Source organism: Puniceicoccaceae bacterium (assembly GCA_040224245.1).
Lineage (GTDB): Bacteria > Verrucomicrobiota > Verrucomicrobiia > Opitutales > JAFGAQ01 > JAKSBQ01.
The window spans coordinates 1-17,219 of record JBEGIR010000017.1 but is presented as its reverse complement, the minus strand read 5'-3'; the positions used below and the strand labels follow the sequence as shown (position 1 = coordinate 17,219).

The 17,219-nt window shown below is 46.2% G+C and carries 15 protein-coding genes; 7 read left to right on the top strand and 8 right to left on the bottom strand.

The genetic code is table 11. The features are described from left to right. Positions 1 to 132 precede the first annotated feature (132 nt). Complete coding sequence (locus ABQ298_02420; GenBank protein MEQ9823219.1) at positions 133 to 1,059, top strand: hypothetical protein; 927 nt, start codon at positions 133 to 135, stop codon at positions 1,057 to 1,059. A gap of 5 nt (positions 1,060 to 1,064) precedes the next feature. Here ABQ298_02420 and ABQ298_02415 read toward each other — a convergent pair whose 3' ends face one another. Then, positions 1,065 to 1,604 carry a hypothetical protein gene (locus ABQ298_02415; GenBank protein MEQ9823218.1) on the bottom strand — a complete coding sequence of 180 codons (540 nt, stop codon included), beginning with the start codon at positions 1,602 to 1,604 and terminating at the stop codon, positions 1,065 to 1,067. A 193-nt stretch (positions 1,605 to 1,797) separates the two neighbouring features. Between ABQ298_02415 and ABQ298_02410 the strand changes: the two genes are divergently transcribed. The 4 genes from ABQ298_02410 (at position 1,798) to ABQ298_02395 (ending at position 4,495) form a co-directional block, all read left to right on the top strand. Next, positions 1,798 to 2,361, top strand: a complete 564-nt coding sequence (locus tag ABQ298_02410) for a tyrosine-type recombinase/integrase (protein MEQ9823217.1) — start codon at positions 1,798 to 1,800, stop codon at positions 2,359 to 2,361. A 285-nt stretch (positions 2,362 to 2,646) separates the two neighbouring features. Continuing rightward, positions 2,647 to 2,973 carry a type II toxin-antitoxin system RelE/ParE family toxin gene (locus tag ABQ298_02405; GenBank protein MEQ9823216.1) on the top strand — a complete coding sequence of 109 codons (327 nt, stop codon included), beginning with the start codon at positions 2,647 to 2,649 and terminating at the stop codon, positions 2,971 to 2,973. Next, a complete protein-coding gene (locus tag ABQ298_02400) occupies positions 2,970 to 3,251 on the top strand; it encodes a helix-turn-helix transcriptional regulator (protein MEQ9823215.1) in 282 nt (93 codons plus the stop codon). Before ABQ298_02405 ends, ABQ298_02400 begins: the two co-directional genes overlap by 4 nt. A gap of 137 nt (positions 3,252 to 3,388) precedes the next feature. Further along, complete coding sequence (locus ABQ298_02395) at positions 3,389 to 4,495, top strand: hypothetical protein (protein MEQ9823214.1); 1,107 nt, start codon at positions 3,389 to 3,391, stop codon at positions 4,493 to 4,495. Here ABQ298_02395 and ABQ298_02390 read toward each other — a convergent pair. From ABQ298_02390 to ABQ298_02380, 3 genes are read right to left on the bottom strand one after another with little or no spacing between them, the layout of a single operon-like run. Then, a complete protein-coding gene (locus tag ABQ298_02390) occupies positions 4,490 to 5,149 on the bottom strand; it encodes a hypothetical protein (GenBank protein ID MEQ9823213.1) in 660 nt (219 codons plus the stop codon). The genes ABQ298_02395 and ABQ298_02390 overlap by 6 nt on opposite strands. Before the next feature lie 48 nt (positions 5,150 to 5,197). Further along, entirely contained in the window at positions 5,198 to 5,905 is a 708-nt protein-coding gene (locus tag ABQ298_02385) for a hypothetical protein (protein ID MEQ9823212.1), read from the bottom strand. Positions 5,906 to 5,945: 40 nt separating this feature from the next. Next, positions 5,946 to 6,467 (bottom strand): antirestriction protein ArdA, encoded by a 522-nt coding sequence (locus ABQ298_02380; protein ID MEQ9823211.1) that lies wholly within the window; start codon positions 6,465 to 6,467, stop codon positions 5,946 to 5,948. A gap of 624 nt (positions 6,468 to 7,091) precedes the next feature. Here ABQ298_02380 and ABQ298_02375 point away from each other — a divergent pair. After that, positions 7,092 to 8,126, top strand: coding sequence for an IS110 family transposase (locus ABQ298_02375; GenBank protein MEQ9823210.1), 1,035 nt, complete (start codon positions 7,092 to 7,094; stop codon positions 8,124 to 8,126). Between the two features lie 414 nt (positions 8,127 to 8,540). On the opposite strand, the gene ABQ298_02370 is transcribed toward ABQ298_02375, so the two are convergent. From ABQ298_02370 to ABQ298_02355, 4 genes are read right to left on the bottom strand one after another with little or no spacing between them, the layout of a single operon-like run. Beyond that, positions 8,541 to 9,731: a GIY-YIG nuclease family protein gene (locus tag ABQ298_02370; GenBank protein MEQ9823209.1), complete on the bottom strand. Its 1,191-nt coding sequence runs from the start codon at positions 9,729 to 9,731 to the stop codon at positions 8,541 to 8,543. Further along, entirely contained in the window at positions 9,724 to 11,775 is a 2,052-nt protein-coding gene (locus ABQ298_02365) for a DEAD/DEAH box helicase (GenBank protein ID MEQ9823208.1), read from the bottom strand. The genes ABQ298_02370 and ABQ298_02365 overlap by 8 nt, the downstream gene beginning before the upstream one ends. A 12-nt stretch (positions 11,776 to 11,787) precedes the next feature. After that, positions 11,788 to 13,401 carry an AAA family ATPase gene (locus ABQ298_02360; protein ID MEQ9823207.1) on the bottom strand — a complete coding sequence of 538 codons (1,614 nt, stop codon included), beginning with the start codon at positions 13,399 to 13,401 and terminating at the stop codon, positions 11,788 to 11,790. An 11-nt stretch (positions 13,402 to 13,412) separates the two neighbouring features. After that, positions 13,413 to 16,157, bottom strand: coding sequence for a DNA methyltransferase (locus ABQ298_02355; GenBank protein MEQ9823206.1), 2,745 nt, complete (start codon positions 16,155 to 16,157; stop codon positions 13,413 to 13,415). A gap of 264 nt (positions 16,158 to 16,421) precedes the next feature. On the opposite strand from ABQ298_02355, the gene ABQ298_02350 reads away from it, so the two are divergent. Next, positions 16,422 to 17,219, top strand: a 798-nt coding sequence (locus tag ABQ298_02350) for an ATP-binding protein (protein ID MEQ9823205.1), incomplete at its 3' end; no start/stop codon positions are given.

The following is a 17,219-nucleotide window of genomic DNA, read 5'->3' as shown; positions in this document are numbered from 1 at the left end:
TTGTAAACAAATAGATAAATACGATTTTCTTCACTCTTTATTAAGGGTTTGTGCAATACAATAGAAGGGTCGAGAAGGTGCATTTAAAAGCACCCAAGAACAGGACTACAAAAACAGGGGGCAGGTTCACAAATGGGGAATCTATCACAACAAAAAGCAGAGATTCTAGATCGTGTGGGAGCGGATAATCCGTATCTGGACGATGACGGGTCTGTAATGGATGCATTTCATGCAGCGGATGAAAAGGCTGAGCTACAGGCATTGCAGATGGCATTGGGTGGTAAAATTTCACCTGATCAAACCGCATACGCTGTGATTTCCAAAGTATCAGAAGGGCTTCTCAATGGTGGTGGGAAAGACAAAAAGGACAAGAAGGACGATCACACTACCTATCTGTTGCTACAGCTTCAACAGATCAATCGAGAGATCGAATATCTTCAGATGGAGCGCGATGACTTGATGGAATTGCGCGATCTGATTGAAAATGGTGAATTCGACCAGCAAAACCCTGAGCATATGGAGTTGATCGAACGTCTCGGGATTGATCCAGATGAATTCTTTGCCATGAGCAAGGAAGAGCAACTTCAAGTGCTTGATGGGCGGATTGAGGAAAACACAAATAACTTGAGGGATAAGGCTGCAGCGCGTGATGCGCTAGACCCCGAGCAGCGGAATTCCATACAAGCGCAAGGAGCAGAGATAGAAGAAAAGCAGGTTGCTGATCAGGATTATGATGACAATAAACAATTAGGTCGCGTTGCTCGTGACATAGAGGATGATGGGTTGAGTGCTGTCGTACAAGAGCTTGACGATTTTGAGAGAGAGCGCGGCGAATTGATGAAAAAGCCTCTGCCGGAAGCGATGAAAACTGGCATGGAAAAGAAGCTCTTTGCGGGGCTTTCCGATGAAGCTAAGTCAAACTTGCCGCGTGATGGCGAATATGAACATCTCTTTGAAAGTGAAGAACAAAAAAGCAATGCGATTATGGCTTCACGCCAAACTCCAGAAGAGGATGTGCAAATGCCAGGCGTAGCCAGTGCGCCGACGCCTGTAGTCTAAGTTTTTTAAGATGGATTGTTGAGCGCGAGAATGTCAGCACCGTCGACATTTGCTATTTTCGGACGTGGTTTTATGTTAAGCTCTTCTGCTTTTTCTTCAATATCTAAACTGGGAATGGCGCGGAGGGTTTGTTCCAAATCCCAAGAACCTGCATAGTGGCCATTAATCATACCCATCATTTGCGGTTTATCGCCAGGATTAAGGGGAAGCCCCTTAGCTAGGAAAACCCTGAAGCCTGTGCTCTCAAGGTTGTCATGTACAAATTCAACTGCTGACTCAGAGAAACCATCAGAATAGTACAAAATAATTTGCCCCTGCTTATCACCAATTGAAGCATTGTAGACATCCATCGCGTCCATTTTTTTGGCATCGCGGGTGTCATCAAACCAGATGTCTTCAAAGGTCACGGAATCTTTTGCTGGCACGGCATCAGCCTCCGCCTTGGCGTTCGCCTGAGAAAACGCGGAAATCGGCGCGATTGCGGTCAGCGCCGTGAGAAGACCTGTGGCGGTCTGCCTGAAATGTTTGACCAAGCCTTTACTCATGACCCGGTTCCTCCTCTGTTCATCTATGGCTATCCTGCCACTTATGGAATCCTTTATACCATTGTATGACATAAAGTACAAGGGTTTTGGAGGGGTGGAGGCTATGGTATGTTCTTCAGGTCGGCTCATAGAATGAAACAAAACGGATAAAGGGTTTCATTCCCTTTAGGCATTGAGATGAGGCACGAGGATCATGTTCGACCAACTTGGAGAGCGAAAATACCTGAGCCGCAACGAGCGAACGGCTTTCCTTGATGCTGTCCTCAAATCGCCCCTTCCCGCAGAAAAAGCCTTCTGCCTGACGCTGTTTTTCACCGGATGCAGGATTTCAGAAGCCCTCCGCCTCTCGGTTTCCTCCGTAGACTTCGAGGAACGATATCTGGTTTTCCGCACCCTCAAGCAACGCAGACACCCCAAGCACAGAGCCATTTTCATCCCGCCCGCGCTGCTGGAAATGCTAAAACGCCAGACCCAGGGCAAGAAAGCGCATGAGCGCGTATTCCCGTTCTCCCGCTCCACAGGATGGCGGATCGTCAAGAAATACATGACAATCGCCAATCTCAGCGGTTCAAAGGCATGCCCCAAAGCCCTGCGCCACACTTACGCCATTTCCTACCTGCTGGAGAAAACGCCGATCACAACCGTCAAAAAATGGCTCGGCCATGAAAACCTCAAAAACACGGCCATTTATCTGGATATCGTCAATGAGGAAGAATACAACGAAGCGCAGAAAATCTGGCCTGACATGCGGGATTGAGGGGAAAACCACTACCAAAAACAGGGCAAATTTGATTGACTGAAACAAAATATCCGAAGTGTTTCACGCCAACCTAAGAAATCCGAACTATCATGATAGTTCGGTGACTTTGAGACAGCGCCCATTTACATAAAGTCGGACAATCATGATTGTCCGAAGATGCTGTGAAGGCGGCTGTTTATATAAACAAGCAGCACAAATGCCGAATTCTCAAGGTTGTCGGAGCGCAGAAATCAGAAAACTCGATTGACAAAATTATACCACATATGGTATATTGGAAATGAGATGTCCTGGATTGTAACCGTACTGAACGAAACCGTGGAAAAGGAGCTTGAAGCTCTTCCTGCCGATATGCGGGCAAGGTTTGTTCGGATTTCGGAGATGATCGAGGAATTTGGATTGCAGCAACTTGGAATGCCTCATGTCCGGCACTTACAGGACAAGCTCTGGGAAATGCGCCTGAAGGGCAAGGACGGGATTTCAAGAGCTTTATATGTCAGTGCCTCAGGCAGGCGGGTTGTCGTTGTCAGGGCATTTTTGAAGAAAATGCAGAAAACACCGACCAGAGAAATAAAGCTTGCTCTGGAGCGAGCAAAGGAGATTGAGAAATGAAACAGGTCAAAGATTTGCACAACAAGTGGGTGAAAGACCCCGAATACAAGAAGGAATACGAAGCACTCGAAGAGGAGTTTGATTTCACTCGGGCTCTCGTTCAGGCGAGGATGCGGGCAAACCTTACCCAGGCCGAGGTTGCAAAGCTCATGTCTACATCGCAGGGTTCGATTGCCCGCCTCGAAGGGGGCAATGCCAATCCTTCGATTGAGACCTTAAAGCGCTACGCCAAAGCCACAGGAGCCCATTTGAAGATTGAATTGGAGACCGTGCAGTAAAACTGCAATCATCTCAGGAAAATGACAATTTTGAGCCGATTGGATTGCCTAGTCGGCTCAAATTTCTTTTATGGAGTGTTATTTTGTGTCCCTCCTGTTCTTGGACATGCTTTGGAAGCGTTATCTGCAAATATCCTATGAACAACTCCAATCTGTATAATGGTGCATTTGAAGTATTTCGTGAGCATATTGCTCGATCTTTTCCCTCAATCAAAGTGCCTGAAACAGATTCTTCGATATTAGATAAAAACTACTTTCTTGTAGATTCTCCTCGATTTAACGCTTCTGTTTCCGCAAGTAAAAACAATTCTCCTAGATATTATTTTAATCTGGGTATTCATCTCGCAGTTTTTGATGCAGTTTCAACTCTTGTGGGAATATCAGACTTTTACAAAGAAGTTCCCTTTGATTTACCCGTATGGGTAAATACATCAATTGGTAGGCTTCGAGATAGGTGCACCGATTACCGCTTTCTATTCGAAGGGAGGAGCTTCAAGGGGAGTGTTGCCGGAATCTCTTTCAGCTCAGACAATCCTGAGGAAATTGATTCTTCGTCCCGAGGAAGACTTGGAAATTTCCTTTCTGAGCTTTGCTTTAAATTTATTTCTTTTCACGAACAAGCTCATTTTAACCTAGGGCATGTAAATCTTGCCAAGGAGGAATTTGGGGTGGCTCGCTTACATGAGGCTCCAGATGAACATGAAGGATGCGGTATTGAAGGTGATCCGGTATTAATAAGGTGCCTTGAGCTAGAAGCTGACGCACAAGCCATTTCGACCTTCTTTGCATCAATGCCGGGAAGAGGTAGATTTAAGCCTGTAGAAAAAGGCGTATCTTTTCGTGATGCTTATCAAGTCAAAACCTGGATCAAATGCGTTATTTACTCAGCAATGGTTATTGTAGCTATACTTTCGCTGATTGATGATAAATTCAAACTTGAAGACGATAAAAGAGAGCATCCATTTGCACTCACAAGATTGATAAACATATTAGATGCCGTCGATTACAACCTTCATTTCATCATAAAAACCAAGGAAGAACGGAACAGTTACATGAGTAGCATCAACGATGATATTAATGTCATTTTTGGAATATTTGGACTAAACCTTACAATGAATGTGGATGCTCATTTTGAAGGCACCTATCTGATCAATGGTCAAGAATATGAGAAAGAAATTTATTTTCTAAACAATTTCAGAAATCGCTATAAGAAACTTTTAGATAAGCACCGGATTAAATCATAGCTTCCTCAAGCAATACTCATATTGGGTTTCAAAGCGGCCTTCTCTGGCCTCGTCATTGATTTCGACGCTCTGTATTGGCCGGACGAACAAAACCACTTCATTGCGCTCATGGAATCTGAGAGCAATTGAATGCCTCTTGTGAGCTGCGCTTGTGCCTCGAAAGCCAAGGCCGTTGCGCAATGCGTAGCAGAGCTGCTGCCCTGGCTTCAGGGTCTGGATTCTCTGGGTAAAGTTGTCTTCAACAAAGTCAATTTTGGCGTGATAGGCGATTTTCTCGTCAGCCTCGTAGGCGGGCAGGTAGCGGGATTTGAGAACTTTTTTGGTTTCGGATTCTCCGGCATCTGCGCCTTTGGAAAAGGCGATGGTCTTTTCTCTTTCGTAGTGAGCCTTGAGCTGCTTTTCCGCGAATTTCCGGCCTTCCTTGAAGGCTTTGTCTCTTACGGCTTTTTCAGCCTCGCGGTATCCCTTGCGATAGGCTCGCTCGCGGGCGCTCTCCAGCTTGGCTTCATATTCGGCGGAAAGGATTGCTTTGGTTTCCCTTTTTCCGCGCTCATATGCGAGCTTTTCGAGTTTTTTGACGGCCTCATCATCAAGCATTGGTGGGCGTTCCTTGTATCTCGGCAATTGAACGAATAGACTTTCTATTCCTAGCATGAAACGGGGCTGGAAAAAAGATGAGGGAAACCCAGATTGCGCCAATGGTTAGACACCTCTGATACTCGCTTCTTCTTCGTAAATCAGTTCACCGTCACCTTGATAGACTCGAAATGCAGATATCGAACAAAGGGCATTCATTTTGATGCTCTCTATTGCTGCTTTGTAGTCAGAATCTGGGGGCAATACCTCAGAAAGGCATTCTTTACCCTTTGAAATGTAAACAACCTCAATCCTACGTGTATCTTTGTGATCTACTCCTCGCAGGACTGTGACGTTCACATAGTCATGCTGGTTTACCCATCCTTCATCTTTATCGTCAAGCTGCCATCTTGGCGGGTCGCTTTTAGCAAGTAAGTAGATTTCAGTTATTGCGTCTCGAAGAATTTCAATTGCTTCATCAAGCCTCTCAACAGAAGTTGGGCGCAAATCTTCCCTGCTAGGGCTATGAACTAAACTTTTCCTTAGTTCATAAACTTTTCCAACTTTCTGCCAAATGCCTTCCCCCCAATTTGGTTGGTCGCAATTATTTTCTTTTAATGCATAATTGAGTTTATCCTTAAACCGGTTTCCTAGACGATCAAATCCAACAGCGTCTTGGCATGCCATTTCAAATGCCGTCCAAGCGGAGATTATTCCCCATCGAATATAGGTTCCTCTATTCCAATCCTTGTTATACGTCTGTGAAGCCAGAGCCCTAAAATGCAAAGCGTCTGTCCAAATGTGATAGATCGGCGTTGTAATATTCTTTGACATTTTGAAACAATAGAGCTCCCCAGCGGGGAGCTCCAGTTTTTTATGAGTTGTAGAACAGGTGAACCTTTTCAAAGGATTCCTCAAGTTCGATGATTTCACCGTTGAGCTTCATATCCCGCGCCATGGCTTCGTAATCGATGTAGAAACTCAGGTTTTCAGGGATTTGGGTTGTTTCTTCGGTCAGCTCCTGGGCGTAATCGGCAAGGCTGGAATAACAGCCGATATAGTTTTCAAGGATGTTTCTGGAATGTTCGAGGTCTCCGCAGAATTCGGAAAGTAAAAGCGTTCCGGTTTCCTCGTGCTCAAGGATGAATTCCGCGTATTGGTGGACTGTCTCAATTCCTTCGTATTCGGAGATCCTGAGAGTTCCAAAGCCTTCATAATCGTGGATTGCCCATTCTTCGGCGCATTCCTCGGGTGAGCTGGCCAGCATGTTTCTAATTTCCTTCCAGATGTCGTCAATGTCCTGATCAAGATCAATCCATTCACCGTGGAGGATTCCAGCATTGTAGGCGGCCAGACAGGCAACGTAGATTCTCGGAGTGTCGGTTACGGTGTTCATTTTCTTTCCTTTGGTTATGGGTTTCAGTGAAGCGCAGCGAACTGCTTGCTGCTGCTGAAACCCTGGCCTTCGCCGAGAACGGGGGTAGCGAATTCAAGGGAGGGGGATCACCCTGTTTGCAGGGAAGCACAGCGCACCCGAAAATTGGGGACACCCTTGAATGAGTGGGGGGCAGCGCCCCGCACAGTTTCTTGAAGGCAGTGAGCAACACTGCCGCAAAAGCGCCTGGGCTTGGTGGGCGCAACAGGGGTGTTTTGATGGTTGCTTGCTGCCGTCAAATCTCAAGGCCTACCAATAAAGACCCATCGGCAATGTAACGAGATGAAGTGCGCGCTAGCGGAGGGAAATCGAAGTTTCTTTGCCCCACACTTGTCCCGCGCGAGACGGCTACTCGGTGCGCCGAGCATAAAACGGGCGTCCCAAGCTCCTCCAAGCTTTCAAGGGACGCCCTTGATAGAGTTCCAGCTTCCTCAGAGCTGGAACAGTCCTCCAAGCCCCATGACATGGGGCATAAGCTAAATTTGCAAGCATCAAGGATGCTGGCGCGGGGGATAACGTGTATGAGTTTTGTGGTAATTTTGATTAGGCCATCAGGCTAAAATCAACCAACACGATGAGGAACTCATGACATATTTTGTCGGGCTGGATGTAGCCCTAAAAACGACGGCTGTTTGCGTGGTCGATGACCATGGCAATATTCTGAAAGAGTCGTCTCTGATAACTGATGCAAATGATATAAACCAATGGCTTAGCCAGAATGGATTTTCAGCATCTCGCATTGGTATCGAAGCAAGCAACCTGACGATCTGGCTCTACAAGGAACTCCGATCTTTGGGGCACCCTGTTACTGTTATCGAGACACGGCATGCCAAAGCAGCAATGGCCGCTCAGAACATGAAAACGGATCGTAACGATGCGCGGGCAATTGCTCAAATGATGCGAACGGGGTGGTATAAACCGGTTCATGTGAAAAGTGATGAAAGTCAGCGTATCAAAACAATCATCACGGCCAGAAAAATGATAGTTAATCAACGGATAGCATTGGACAATCATATCCGTGGAGCCTTGAAAGTCTTTGGAATAAAGATCAGCGTCACTCGGGGGCGCGGGTCATTTGATAAATGTGTTCGTGATCTGATTGCCGGTGATGGAGAATTGGAGGCTGCTTTCGAACCTCTGCTGGAGATACGAAAGACGATGGCAGCAAAATCAGATCAGCTGGAAAGAATGCTGATAACAGCCGCCAAAAAGGATGCAGTTTGTACAACATTGATGAGCATCCCAGGAGTGGGTGCTATGACAGCGCTTCTCTATAAGTCGGTTATCGATGATCCTGCGAGATTTCGGCGATCACGCGATGTGGGTGCGCATTTGGGTATTACGCCCAAGAAGTATGCTTCTGGTGAGACTGATTATGATGCCGGGATTACAAAATGCGGTGATCGATTGTTGCGTGGACATCTGTATGAAGCAGCTGCCTATATTCTTCGTCCGTCAACAAAACCCTGTTCCTTAAAATCTTGGGGCAGGAATATTGCCAAGCGAAGTTCAATGAAAAATGCACGAGTTGCAGTTGCAAGAAAGCTTGCGGTCATAATGTTTCGCATGTGGCTTGATGAAACTCAGTTTGAAAAGAACGAGCCACTTGAAGCGGCATAGTTTGGATTTGGCTGAATCTTTCGTGAATTGATTCAGCCAAAATGTCCGGTAGGACGAGGTTGGAGTAAGAGCGACCGCAACGCTGGGCTTGTCAAAGCAAAGCCCGTTTTAGGGGGATTGCTCTACTCCACCTTTTCGAACCATATCATGTGCCGCCCGTGTAACGGGTGAGCACGAAGACAGGCATGAACCACCGGATACGCGAATTACAGAGAACCGTCTATCAAGTTCGGATGGCGGCTCTTTTGTGTGCTTGAATGCTGAGCCAAACCTTCTGAAAGCCCAGAGTTTCCGGTATTACTTGACAAAACTCATACAGACAGGCGTTGCGGGGGCATACCCCCGCTTGAAAGGGGTGCATCCGAGATTACAAGCTCGGATCAGGGGAAAGGCTTTTCCCCACCTGAGGAACGTCTACTTCTCCAAGGGAATCAGTTTCACGGATTTTGGATCGTAGGAATAATCGGCAATCGTTCCGTCCACGATCTTGTCTACCACTTCGTTGATTATAAACAGAGGCACAAGGAACCACTCTCTGGGGCGAACAGGATCACCAAAGCGGTCATTGATGGTGATATCAAGGCGAGCAGGGGCAAAGAACCTGTGAATGAGGTTTTCGAGTTTGGCACGATTGATATTGAAGAGTTCAAAGGTAGCAACCACCTCCACATCGGCCAGAAGAAAAGTGGCATCATGCCTGGCATTGGCAAAGCGTTGCTTCACCCCACCCCCAGTTACGCCAATTTTGTGCAGAACATCGCGGTTTTCCTCAACGATTGGCAGGTCTGACTTGCTGCGAAGGACGTAGATCGTCCCGCTGGCAACATCATCATCACTTTGCGTGCTCGAAAAAAGCGGTCCTAACGAAGGGTCTGTGATCCTTCTGCTGGTTTCGTCTTTGTTAAGACCGCGCTGGAGAGAACGCAAAAGGATGTCGCTCTCGGTTCCGTTGTCGTAGATCACCCGCAATCTGCGGTCGATCTTGTCGTAATTGTTGACGAATTCTTCTCCAAGTTCCGCTACAATTAGCTTCTGCCCTCCAAGGATGAAAAAATCCCCCTTGTTCACTTTGGCATTGTCTTTGTAGGGAATGGTTCTGCGAACGCCTTCATTGAGGTCTTCCTGCACCGCTTGGAACACCGGCTTGAATGTATCAAAATCCCTGCATGGTGTGCGCTGGGCGATTTCTTCGGCGGCTCTGATTTCTGCCCTTGGTTTTACATGCCGAAGGGTCGTGATTGAACCATCCTCATTGGCAGGACTTACGCCTAGCTGCTCTAAAAGCTCCTCATCTGGAATATCATCGGGCACACTGTCTACAGGCTCAAAGCTCCCGCATAAAAGCCCCTGATAATCCATTTCCGATACCAGGTCTTTGCATTCTTTGAGTTTGCGGATTTGGTCGAGGCGCACGGCATAAAGTCGCTCGAAGATATCATTCTCCTCACCGTGCTGGGGCAAGCGTCCGTTTTCTTCAACGAATTTCTGGATTTCTTCAAAGCCTGCAATGATGCGCTCTTCACGCGGGGTATGCGTGACTTTCTTCTCTTGCTCTGCTTCTACGCCAAGAGCGTCCAATAGCTCCTTGTCGCTTAACTCAGCCATTGGAGGCCTCCGCTGTTGCGCGTTGCAGGAATGCGATGCCTTCAGCCATTCTTTGTTCCCATGGATCGGCGGCTTTGATGTTAGGGAGGCGGCCACGCTCTTGCTTGAATTGCAAGGCGCGTTTTGCAAGCTCTCTGGCCTCTTCAAGGGTGAGTTTGGGTTTTCTGGCGGAAATCACTTCAGCCATGGCTTTGAGGCTGCTCTCTGTCATGGCTTTTGCGAGAATGGCGTAGGCTTCACTGAATGGGTTGATTGTATCAATCCAGTCCACATCCAAATCCCTGACATCCATAGTAAATTTGCGCACCCCATCAATGAGAGCGGTATTGCCGCTCTGGCGCAAATCAGGATCATTATTGAGAGCGTCTTTGGCCTTCTGGGTCAGATTGAGGGCGGCAATCGCGTGCTGACGCACGGCTTCCTGATCTTCGGCTTCAAGCTCTGGATATTTTTCCTTGATGATCTTACCCATGCGAACCTGAGTGATTTCTTCGGCAACCATTTCCTCATCAAAGAGTCCGCGTTCGAGGGAAGGCTTATCCTGCACGAAAGCGGCAATCACTTCATTGAGGTCTTCCTTGCAAATACGCTGGGCTTCTTCGCTTTTTGGCTCATAGAGACCTTTGATTTCGATCTGGAATTGTCCGGTCTGGTCATTAAATCCGACATTGCATTTTTCGGGATTATAACCGCCTTCTCCGTAATCATAACCTTCAACGGGGGCGCTTTGCTGGTTCTTGGGAACGAAGTTGAACTTGGGCGCAAGCACTTGCTCCATGAGCAAGCTGGCGGCAATAGCCTTTAAGGTATCATTGACGGCATCGGTAACGGCTTCTTCGGAAGCGTCCGGCTCTGCAATCAGGTTGGTAAAACGCGCAGTGGTTTTGCCTGGGGCATCGCGGGTTGCGCGTCCAATGATCTGCACGATTTCTGTCAGGCTGGAGCGATAACCAACCGTGAGGGCATGTTCACACCACACCCAATCAAATCCTTCCTTGGCCATGCCAAGGGCGATGATGATATCAACATGATCGCGGTTTTTCTTGGCTTCTGGCATCCGCAGGGCTGCTGATACGCGGTTACGTTTGCTTGGATCATCATCAACAAGATCGGCAATGCGCAGCATTTTGCCGGAAGAAGTCTTGACCAGATGAAAGCCGGTTTCGGGATCGATGCCTTGCCAGTCTCCAAGTTCCTCAATGATATGTTCAACCTCTTTGATTTTATCCCCCATGCTCTCGCGTGAGTTCACATTGGGGATATGGATGATGGTTTTCTCATTGGGATCGAGAACACTCAGGATTTCATCGGCGTAGGCTCCGCTGTAGAAATAATAGCCGATATTGAGGGTCTTTAAGAACTCATAGCCGTTGAGCTGCTCGTAATAAGTATAGGTAACGGTATCGAACTTGGCTTCATCCTCGGGCATGAGGACGGGATTGGCATCCCCGCGAAAGTAAGAGCCTGTCATGGCAACAATGTGGGTCTTATCCTGCTCAACGAAGCGTTTGAGCTGTGATCCCAGCACATTGTCATCATCGGCGCTGACATGGTGGAATTCATCAATGGCAATGAGGCGATCATCAAAGACTTCGATGCCAAAACGCTCTACGGCAAAGCGGAAGGTAGAATGGGTGCAAACCAGAACCTTGTCTTCGCTTTCAAGGAAGGACTTAACGGCATTGACCTTGCTTCCATCCTCCCCTGGGGCGTTGCAGAGATTCCAGCGCTGCTCCATCTTCCAATCAGCCCAGAACCCGAATTGGCTGAGCGGTTCATTGGCAAAACTGGCACCGATGGATTTTTCAGGCACGGCAATGATGGCCTGTTTGACACCCTGATTGTGCAGCTTATCAAGAGCGATGAACATCAAGGCACGGCTTTTGCCGGAGGCGGGAGGAGATTTGATCAAAAGATATTGCTCACCGCGTTTTTCATAGGCACGTTCCTGCATTGCCCGCATACCCAGCTCGTTCGACTTCATCGAACTGCCGGTCGTCTTGTAATTAACCGTTACTGAGGGAATTGATTTTGGGTTGGTCATTGGATCTTCTCTCTAATTTTGTTGTCCAAAAATCACGGAATCTAGTTCTTGAAAAGTTGATGTATCAGGAGTGATCAAGGGTGCTAGTGCGTCCCTCGAAAAAGCTTCCGCATTATTACCTCTTTGAGTGATTAAAAGAGTTTCTTTACAAAAGTTATAAAGTTCACCAGATATTGCCTTAATATCATCTCTTGGTTTGTTACTTGGTAGGTTCGCTAGAAGCCTATTTTTCTCCTCAATAATTGATGCTCCTGCTTCATCTTGTCCGAATGAAGTCGCTAATTTCTGAAGAATTTCATCACTCCAAAGATAACTTTCTAAATCACGTTTTCCAAGAACCCGAATATCTTTTGATTCAAGTTCTACAATCTCTTCCGAGGAACGGTCATCTCTGTCAAAAACCATCCATGTCGTAATACCTGGGGCAAGCTTCTTAAGCAATGCACTAGCCAATTTTCCATCTGACTCAACTTCTGTGGTTCCTCCAAGGGGTACAAAATCACAATCAGGATATATTGATCCAAAAATTTTGGAATATATCGAAACATCAAAGGAAGGTTTTCTGCCTCCAGAACCAAGACGCTTTCCTTCGCAAAAAACTACTTTTGATGGAACCACGAGCTTGGATAAATCGTCGAGCGCTGTATCGAACATATTTTTCCAATAATCCCTGCTTGGTTCTAGTGGAGTAAGTGCAATTTCTTCATCAAAATTCAGACCGTGAAAATCGAGGAATATAACCTCTTGGGGATTTTCTCTATAAAGTTCAGCAGCCTTTCTGGCCATTCCGATCGAATGAGTTGAAATCCACAGTTGACAATTCTCGGGAAGCAAATGAAATAGCTGTTCCAGCAGTTTTCCTTGGAGTTTTGTATGCATATGCAACTCAGGTTCATCAATACAAAAGACAGTGTTATTGAAAGCTTCTTTTTTCACGATAAAATCGAGCAGCAAGTCAAAGGCAGCTTTTTCACCTCCTGAAAGATTTTTATAATGAAAATGAGACACCGCTCCTTTATTGAAGCGAAATGTTCCCCCATTTGTCGGATTGCCTGTCCCACTCAAAATCAAATCACCGAAGATGGCCTCCATTGATTCTCGTATTTGGCCAATCAGACGATCTCGTATTTCCAGCTTAGTTTTGTCTGGCTCCACACCGTTGAAAAGCTCTTTAACAGCTTCTCCAACAATTCGATTGTAGTTTTCAGATACTCTACTTTCTTGGCGAATTAGCGATTGAAGTAAACTAGCGCTTTCTAGTGCATCTTGAACACTTCCAATGTTAGACGTGGTGAAATCTGCTTCATGCCTATATGCTGAACGAATATAGAACACACCTTTGTTCTCTAAATGGTTGTGAGATTGAGAAAAATCATGAAATTCAATTCTTGTTGTTTGTCTTTGTTCGTGTTCCTGGATTGATTTATCTCTTGAGTGATATTCTGGATCATAACCGCCATATCCGGAGTTAAAACGAGACCAAAAATTAAACCCTTCAAAGAGCGAGCTCTTACCTGAACCATTCGGACCCGTGAGAATGATAAGTCTGGCACTCTGAGGAATATCTTTAATTGTAAAGTTCTCAAAACGTTTAAATTTCCGAAGTGAAATGTTCTTAATTTTCATTGGAGGATTCCCTACTTAGTCATCTGGGTATAAAGCTCGAATAGCTTTTCGAGGCGTTCGGTGTCATTTTTAAACCTGCGACCGATGTAGATGCGCTCCAAAAATTCATCATTCCGATCATGTGCTTCTCGAAGATCGTCAGGCATATTCTCAGGATCGTAGAGATCGGCGATGGTAGCAGGGAAATGGCGCTCCCGAGCAATCAAGATTTCTTCAGCACATCTGGTTAAATCTTCCTTATTCTTCTCTGTAAGTTTTGGAACAGGAAAGGTATTCCACCCAAGTGTATTGGAGTAAGAAAAACGCATCTCTAAGCGAACACATACTGCCCCAATCCAAATCCAATGGAGGCGTGAAGCAATCAACGCCAAGTTCCATAGAGGTGCATCGTATAGAGCAAAATTTCGATCCCCGATAATTGTTCCTCCTTTGACCATATCGACGGGTAAGAATTGTCTATTTTCTGAACTAACACGAGGAACGACAATTGTGTAATCACTGCTTCTATGACGGATTTCTCCGAATCTGTGAGGATAACTTGCAGCACCTTTTGTTTGTGCTTTTTTGCTCTCGGAACGCATTTTGTGGACGCAATGCAATCTGTTTTGAATAAACAGAATCTCTTCAACCTCTGATTTTTGGTGATCTTCTATCCATAAACAGTAGCGTGATTTACCATTAATTAGTTCTTCTGAGCCTAAGTATTTTCTAACGAATTTTTTGTGTGCTTCAGGATTTTCACTTCTAAGAACGTTGCTTTCAATAGAGTCGAGAAGCAATCCTCCACCGTCAACTGCACTGTCACCTCGATCCATAACGGTAACCTCGCTTATTGGGACACTTGATTTTGATAACTGGAGGTTTGTTGAGTTTACGAGATATGAATTAATATAATCTACTGATTTCTCTAATGTTTCTCCATTTTCATCAATTGAGAACAAACTACGGATTTTTCTTGGGTGGTTTGAAATCCCAACGATTATCACAGTTACTCCTGCATTATGGCTGGCTAGGTTTGCCCATTTGAAAGACGTATGTGCAAAAGCAATTTCATGTCCCGTATCAAAGATCAGAGGCCAGAGAATTGGAACCTGCTGTCCTTGGCAAATTGAGTTGGTGGCAACGAAAGCCGAAGCCGCATCGGTGTGTTTGCCGTATTCAGCGGCCTTCATAAACCAAGCAGAAACATAATCCAGAGACTTCCATGTCTTTGTCAGGTGACCAAATATCGCCTCCAAATCGGCTTTTTGTTCTTTAGATTGCCATGTGGAACCCAGATATGGAGGGTTTCCGCAGATATAGGTTTCGCCGCCTTCATTCTGGAAGTCGATTTCGGCCTGATCCAAGGGTGAATTGAATAGATCATCACTGTGCAGTTTTACTCCTGTTCCGGTCGGCGGGCATATAGACAGCCAATCAAGGCGCAATGCGTTTCCACATGTGATCCAGTTGGCCTTTTCCAGTGGCAGGAATTCGGCGAGAGCTTCTTTCTGACCTCGGTATAGGACATCGCATTGGTATTCAGCGATGATAAGGGCGAGCCTTGCTACTTCCGCTGAAAAGCTCCTGAGTTCAATCCCTCTAAAATTGGTAAGGGGGATGACGGTGCGGTTTTCGGATTCATTGCGCCGTTTGTTGATTTCCGCTTCAATCGTCCGCATTTCCTTGTAAGCAATAACGAGGAAATTCCCTGATCCGCAGGCGGGGTCAAATACCCTGATTTTACTCAGGCGATTACGAAGGTTCAGGAGCTTGCGTGAATTGTCGCCTGCTTCTTCAAGCTTCTCCCGCAAGTCATCAAGGAAGAGAGGGTTCAAGACTTTCAGGATATTGGGAACGCTGGTGTAGTGCATCCCAAGTGCTCCGCGCTCCTCATCATCCGCTACGGCCTGGATCATGGAGCCGAAGATATCGGGATTGATCTTCGTCCAGTCCAATTTACCAACGTGAATAAGGTAAGAACGGGCAATTCGGCTGAAATTCGGAACCTCCTGATTTCCGGCAAACAAACCACCGTTCACGTAGGGGAAGCAATCTGCCCATCTTGGAAGGTTGGCCTTGGCACGGTCTTCAATCTTCGTGTCCATGGCACGGAAGATTTCCCCAATCACAAAATGGGTGTTTGAGGAATCCCTCTCACTCATTTGCTCGATGGTGGCGGTGAAAAAAGCAGTGCCGTTGAAGATGTCAGTGTCTTCAGCAAAGAAGCAGAAAATCAACCTTGCCATGAAATGGTTCATGTCATGGCGGCGTTCCTCCGTTCCCCATTTAGAGTTGTCCTTCAAAAGCTCGATGTAGAGGCGGTTCAGTTGTTTCGTTGCCCTAATGTCGAATGAATTTTCTTTTATGGCCTTTGGAAACGATATTCCCGCAAGTGCCCCGAAGAAACCGAAGTAGTTTGGAAAGTCCTGATACTTGCAGGCTATGGTTTCCTCCGAGGTGAGGTCTTCTGACTCAAAAACCTCGCCGTCCGTTGCCAAAACAAATTTTGCCTTGGCCTTGCGCGTGGCAGGGCTTTCCTTAAGCCTTTCCAGCGTTTCAGTGACTTTGCCTGCATCACAGACCGCGATGTGAATGTTGTTGCGCTGGAGAACGCCGTTTTCGATGTCGGAGGAATTGCTTGAGCCTGTGCGAAGGCGCTTGATGGTGGTTTCCTTGTTCCCGAAGGCTTCAAGGAAGGCGTAGGGAAACTCAGCCGGATCGAAAGGCTGCTCGGCGAGCTGGGATATGGCTTCTTCGATTTCTACTGCGTTCAAGGGCGTTTCCGTTTTTTCGTATCATACTGTCCATGAGGCCGTTATGTGCGGCCACATCGGAGGATTTTATTCAACGGATGATGTTAGAGGGAAAAATGCAAAGGATCAATTGCGGAAAGACTCAAATAGATACTGTCGAGTATTTGAGTTTGGTATCACACATCGAATTGCATTTTGATGAAAGTTTGTTTACCAATCATATTTAAATTTGAAATTGCAAAAAAAACACCAACCCCAATTCTCAGGAGTAGAATCCTTATCCCGATGAGCCTCTCGATTGATCCCTCAAAAGCAAAAAAAATCACAGTTGATGTAGAACTTGATTTTGTTGAGAAGCAGACGACCAGAGCTGACCCAATCCAAGCTGTGTCAGAACTCATCTGGAATAGCCTGGATGCCGAAGCGAGTGAGGTTCATGTCGAGTTTGAGTTTAATGATTTAGCTGGTGGACTCTCAAAAATCTACATCATCGACAACGGCACAGGCTTTAGTCACGAGGAAGCAACATCGCTTTTTGGAAAAATAGGAGGTTCTTGGAAGCGTCAAAAGCGGCAAACACCCAAACTTCGAAGGATGATTCATGGCCAAGAAGGCAAGGGACGTTACAAGGCATTTTCACTTGGTAAATCGGTTGAGTGGAAAGTTCGACATTTAAACGAGAATGACAGAATTGAGGTTTTCTCACTTGGTGTTTTATCGAACAGCCTAAAGTCAGTCTTTGTTACAGAACCAACATACCCTGAAAATGTCGTCGAAACAGGGGTGGTTGTTGAAATAACTGACATTGAAAAACAATTCAAAAAACTCATTTCCGACGAAGGAATACAAGAGTTCTCTGAGATTTTTGCGCCATACTTAATAAACTACAAAGACGTTCAAATTGTCATAAATGGTGAAAGAATCAATCCGAGTGAGGCCGTTGGGGGTGTCCCATTTATTGTTGAAACTCGAGGTGGCTTGATGAGTTTGATGTTCGATTTATGGGTTTGGTGCAAGTTTCTTTCGGGGACGAGGGCTGCGAAGGCTCTGCTATCGAGAATGGGCTTAAAACTCGTCGGAGAT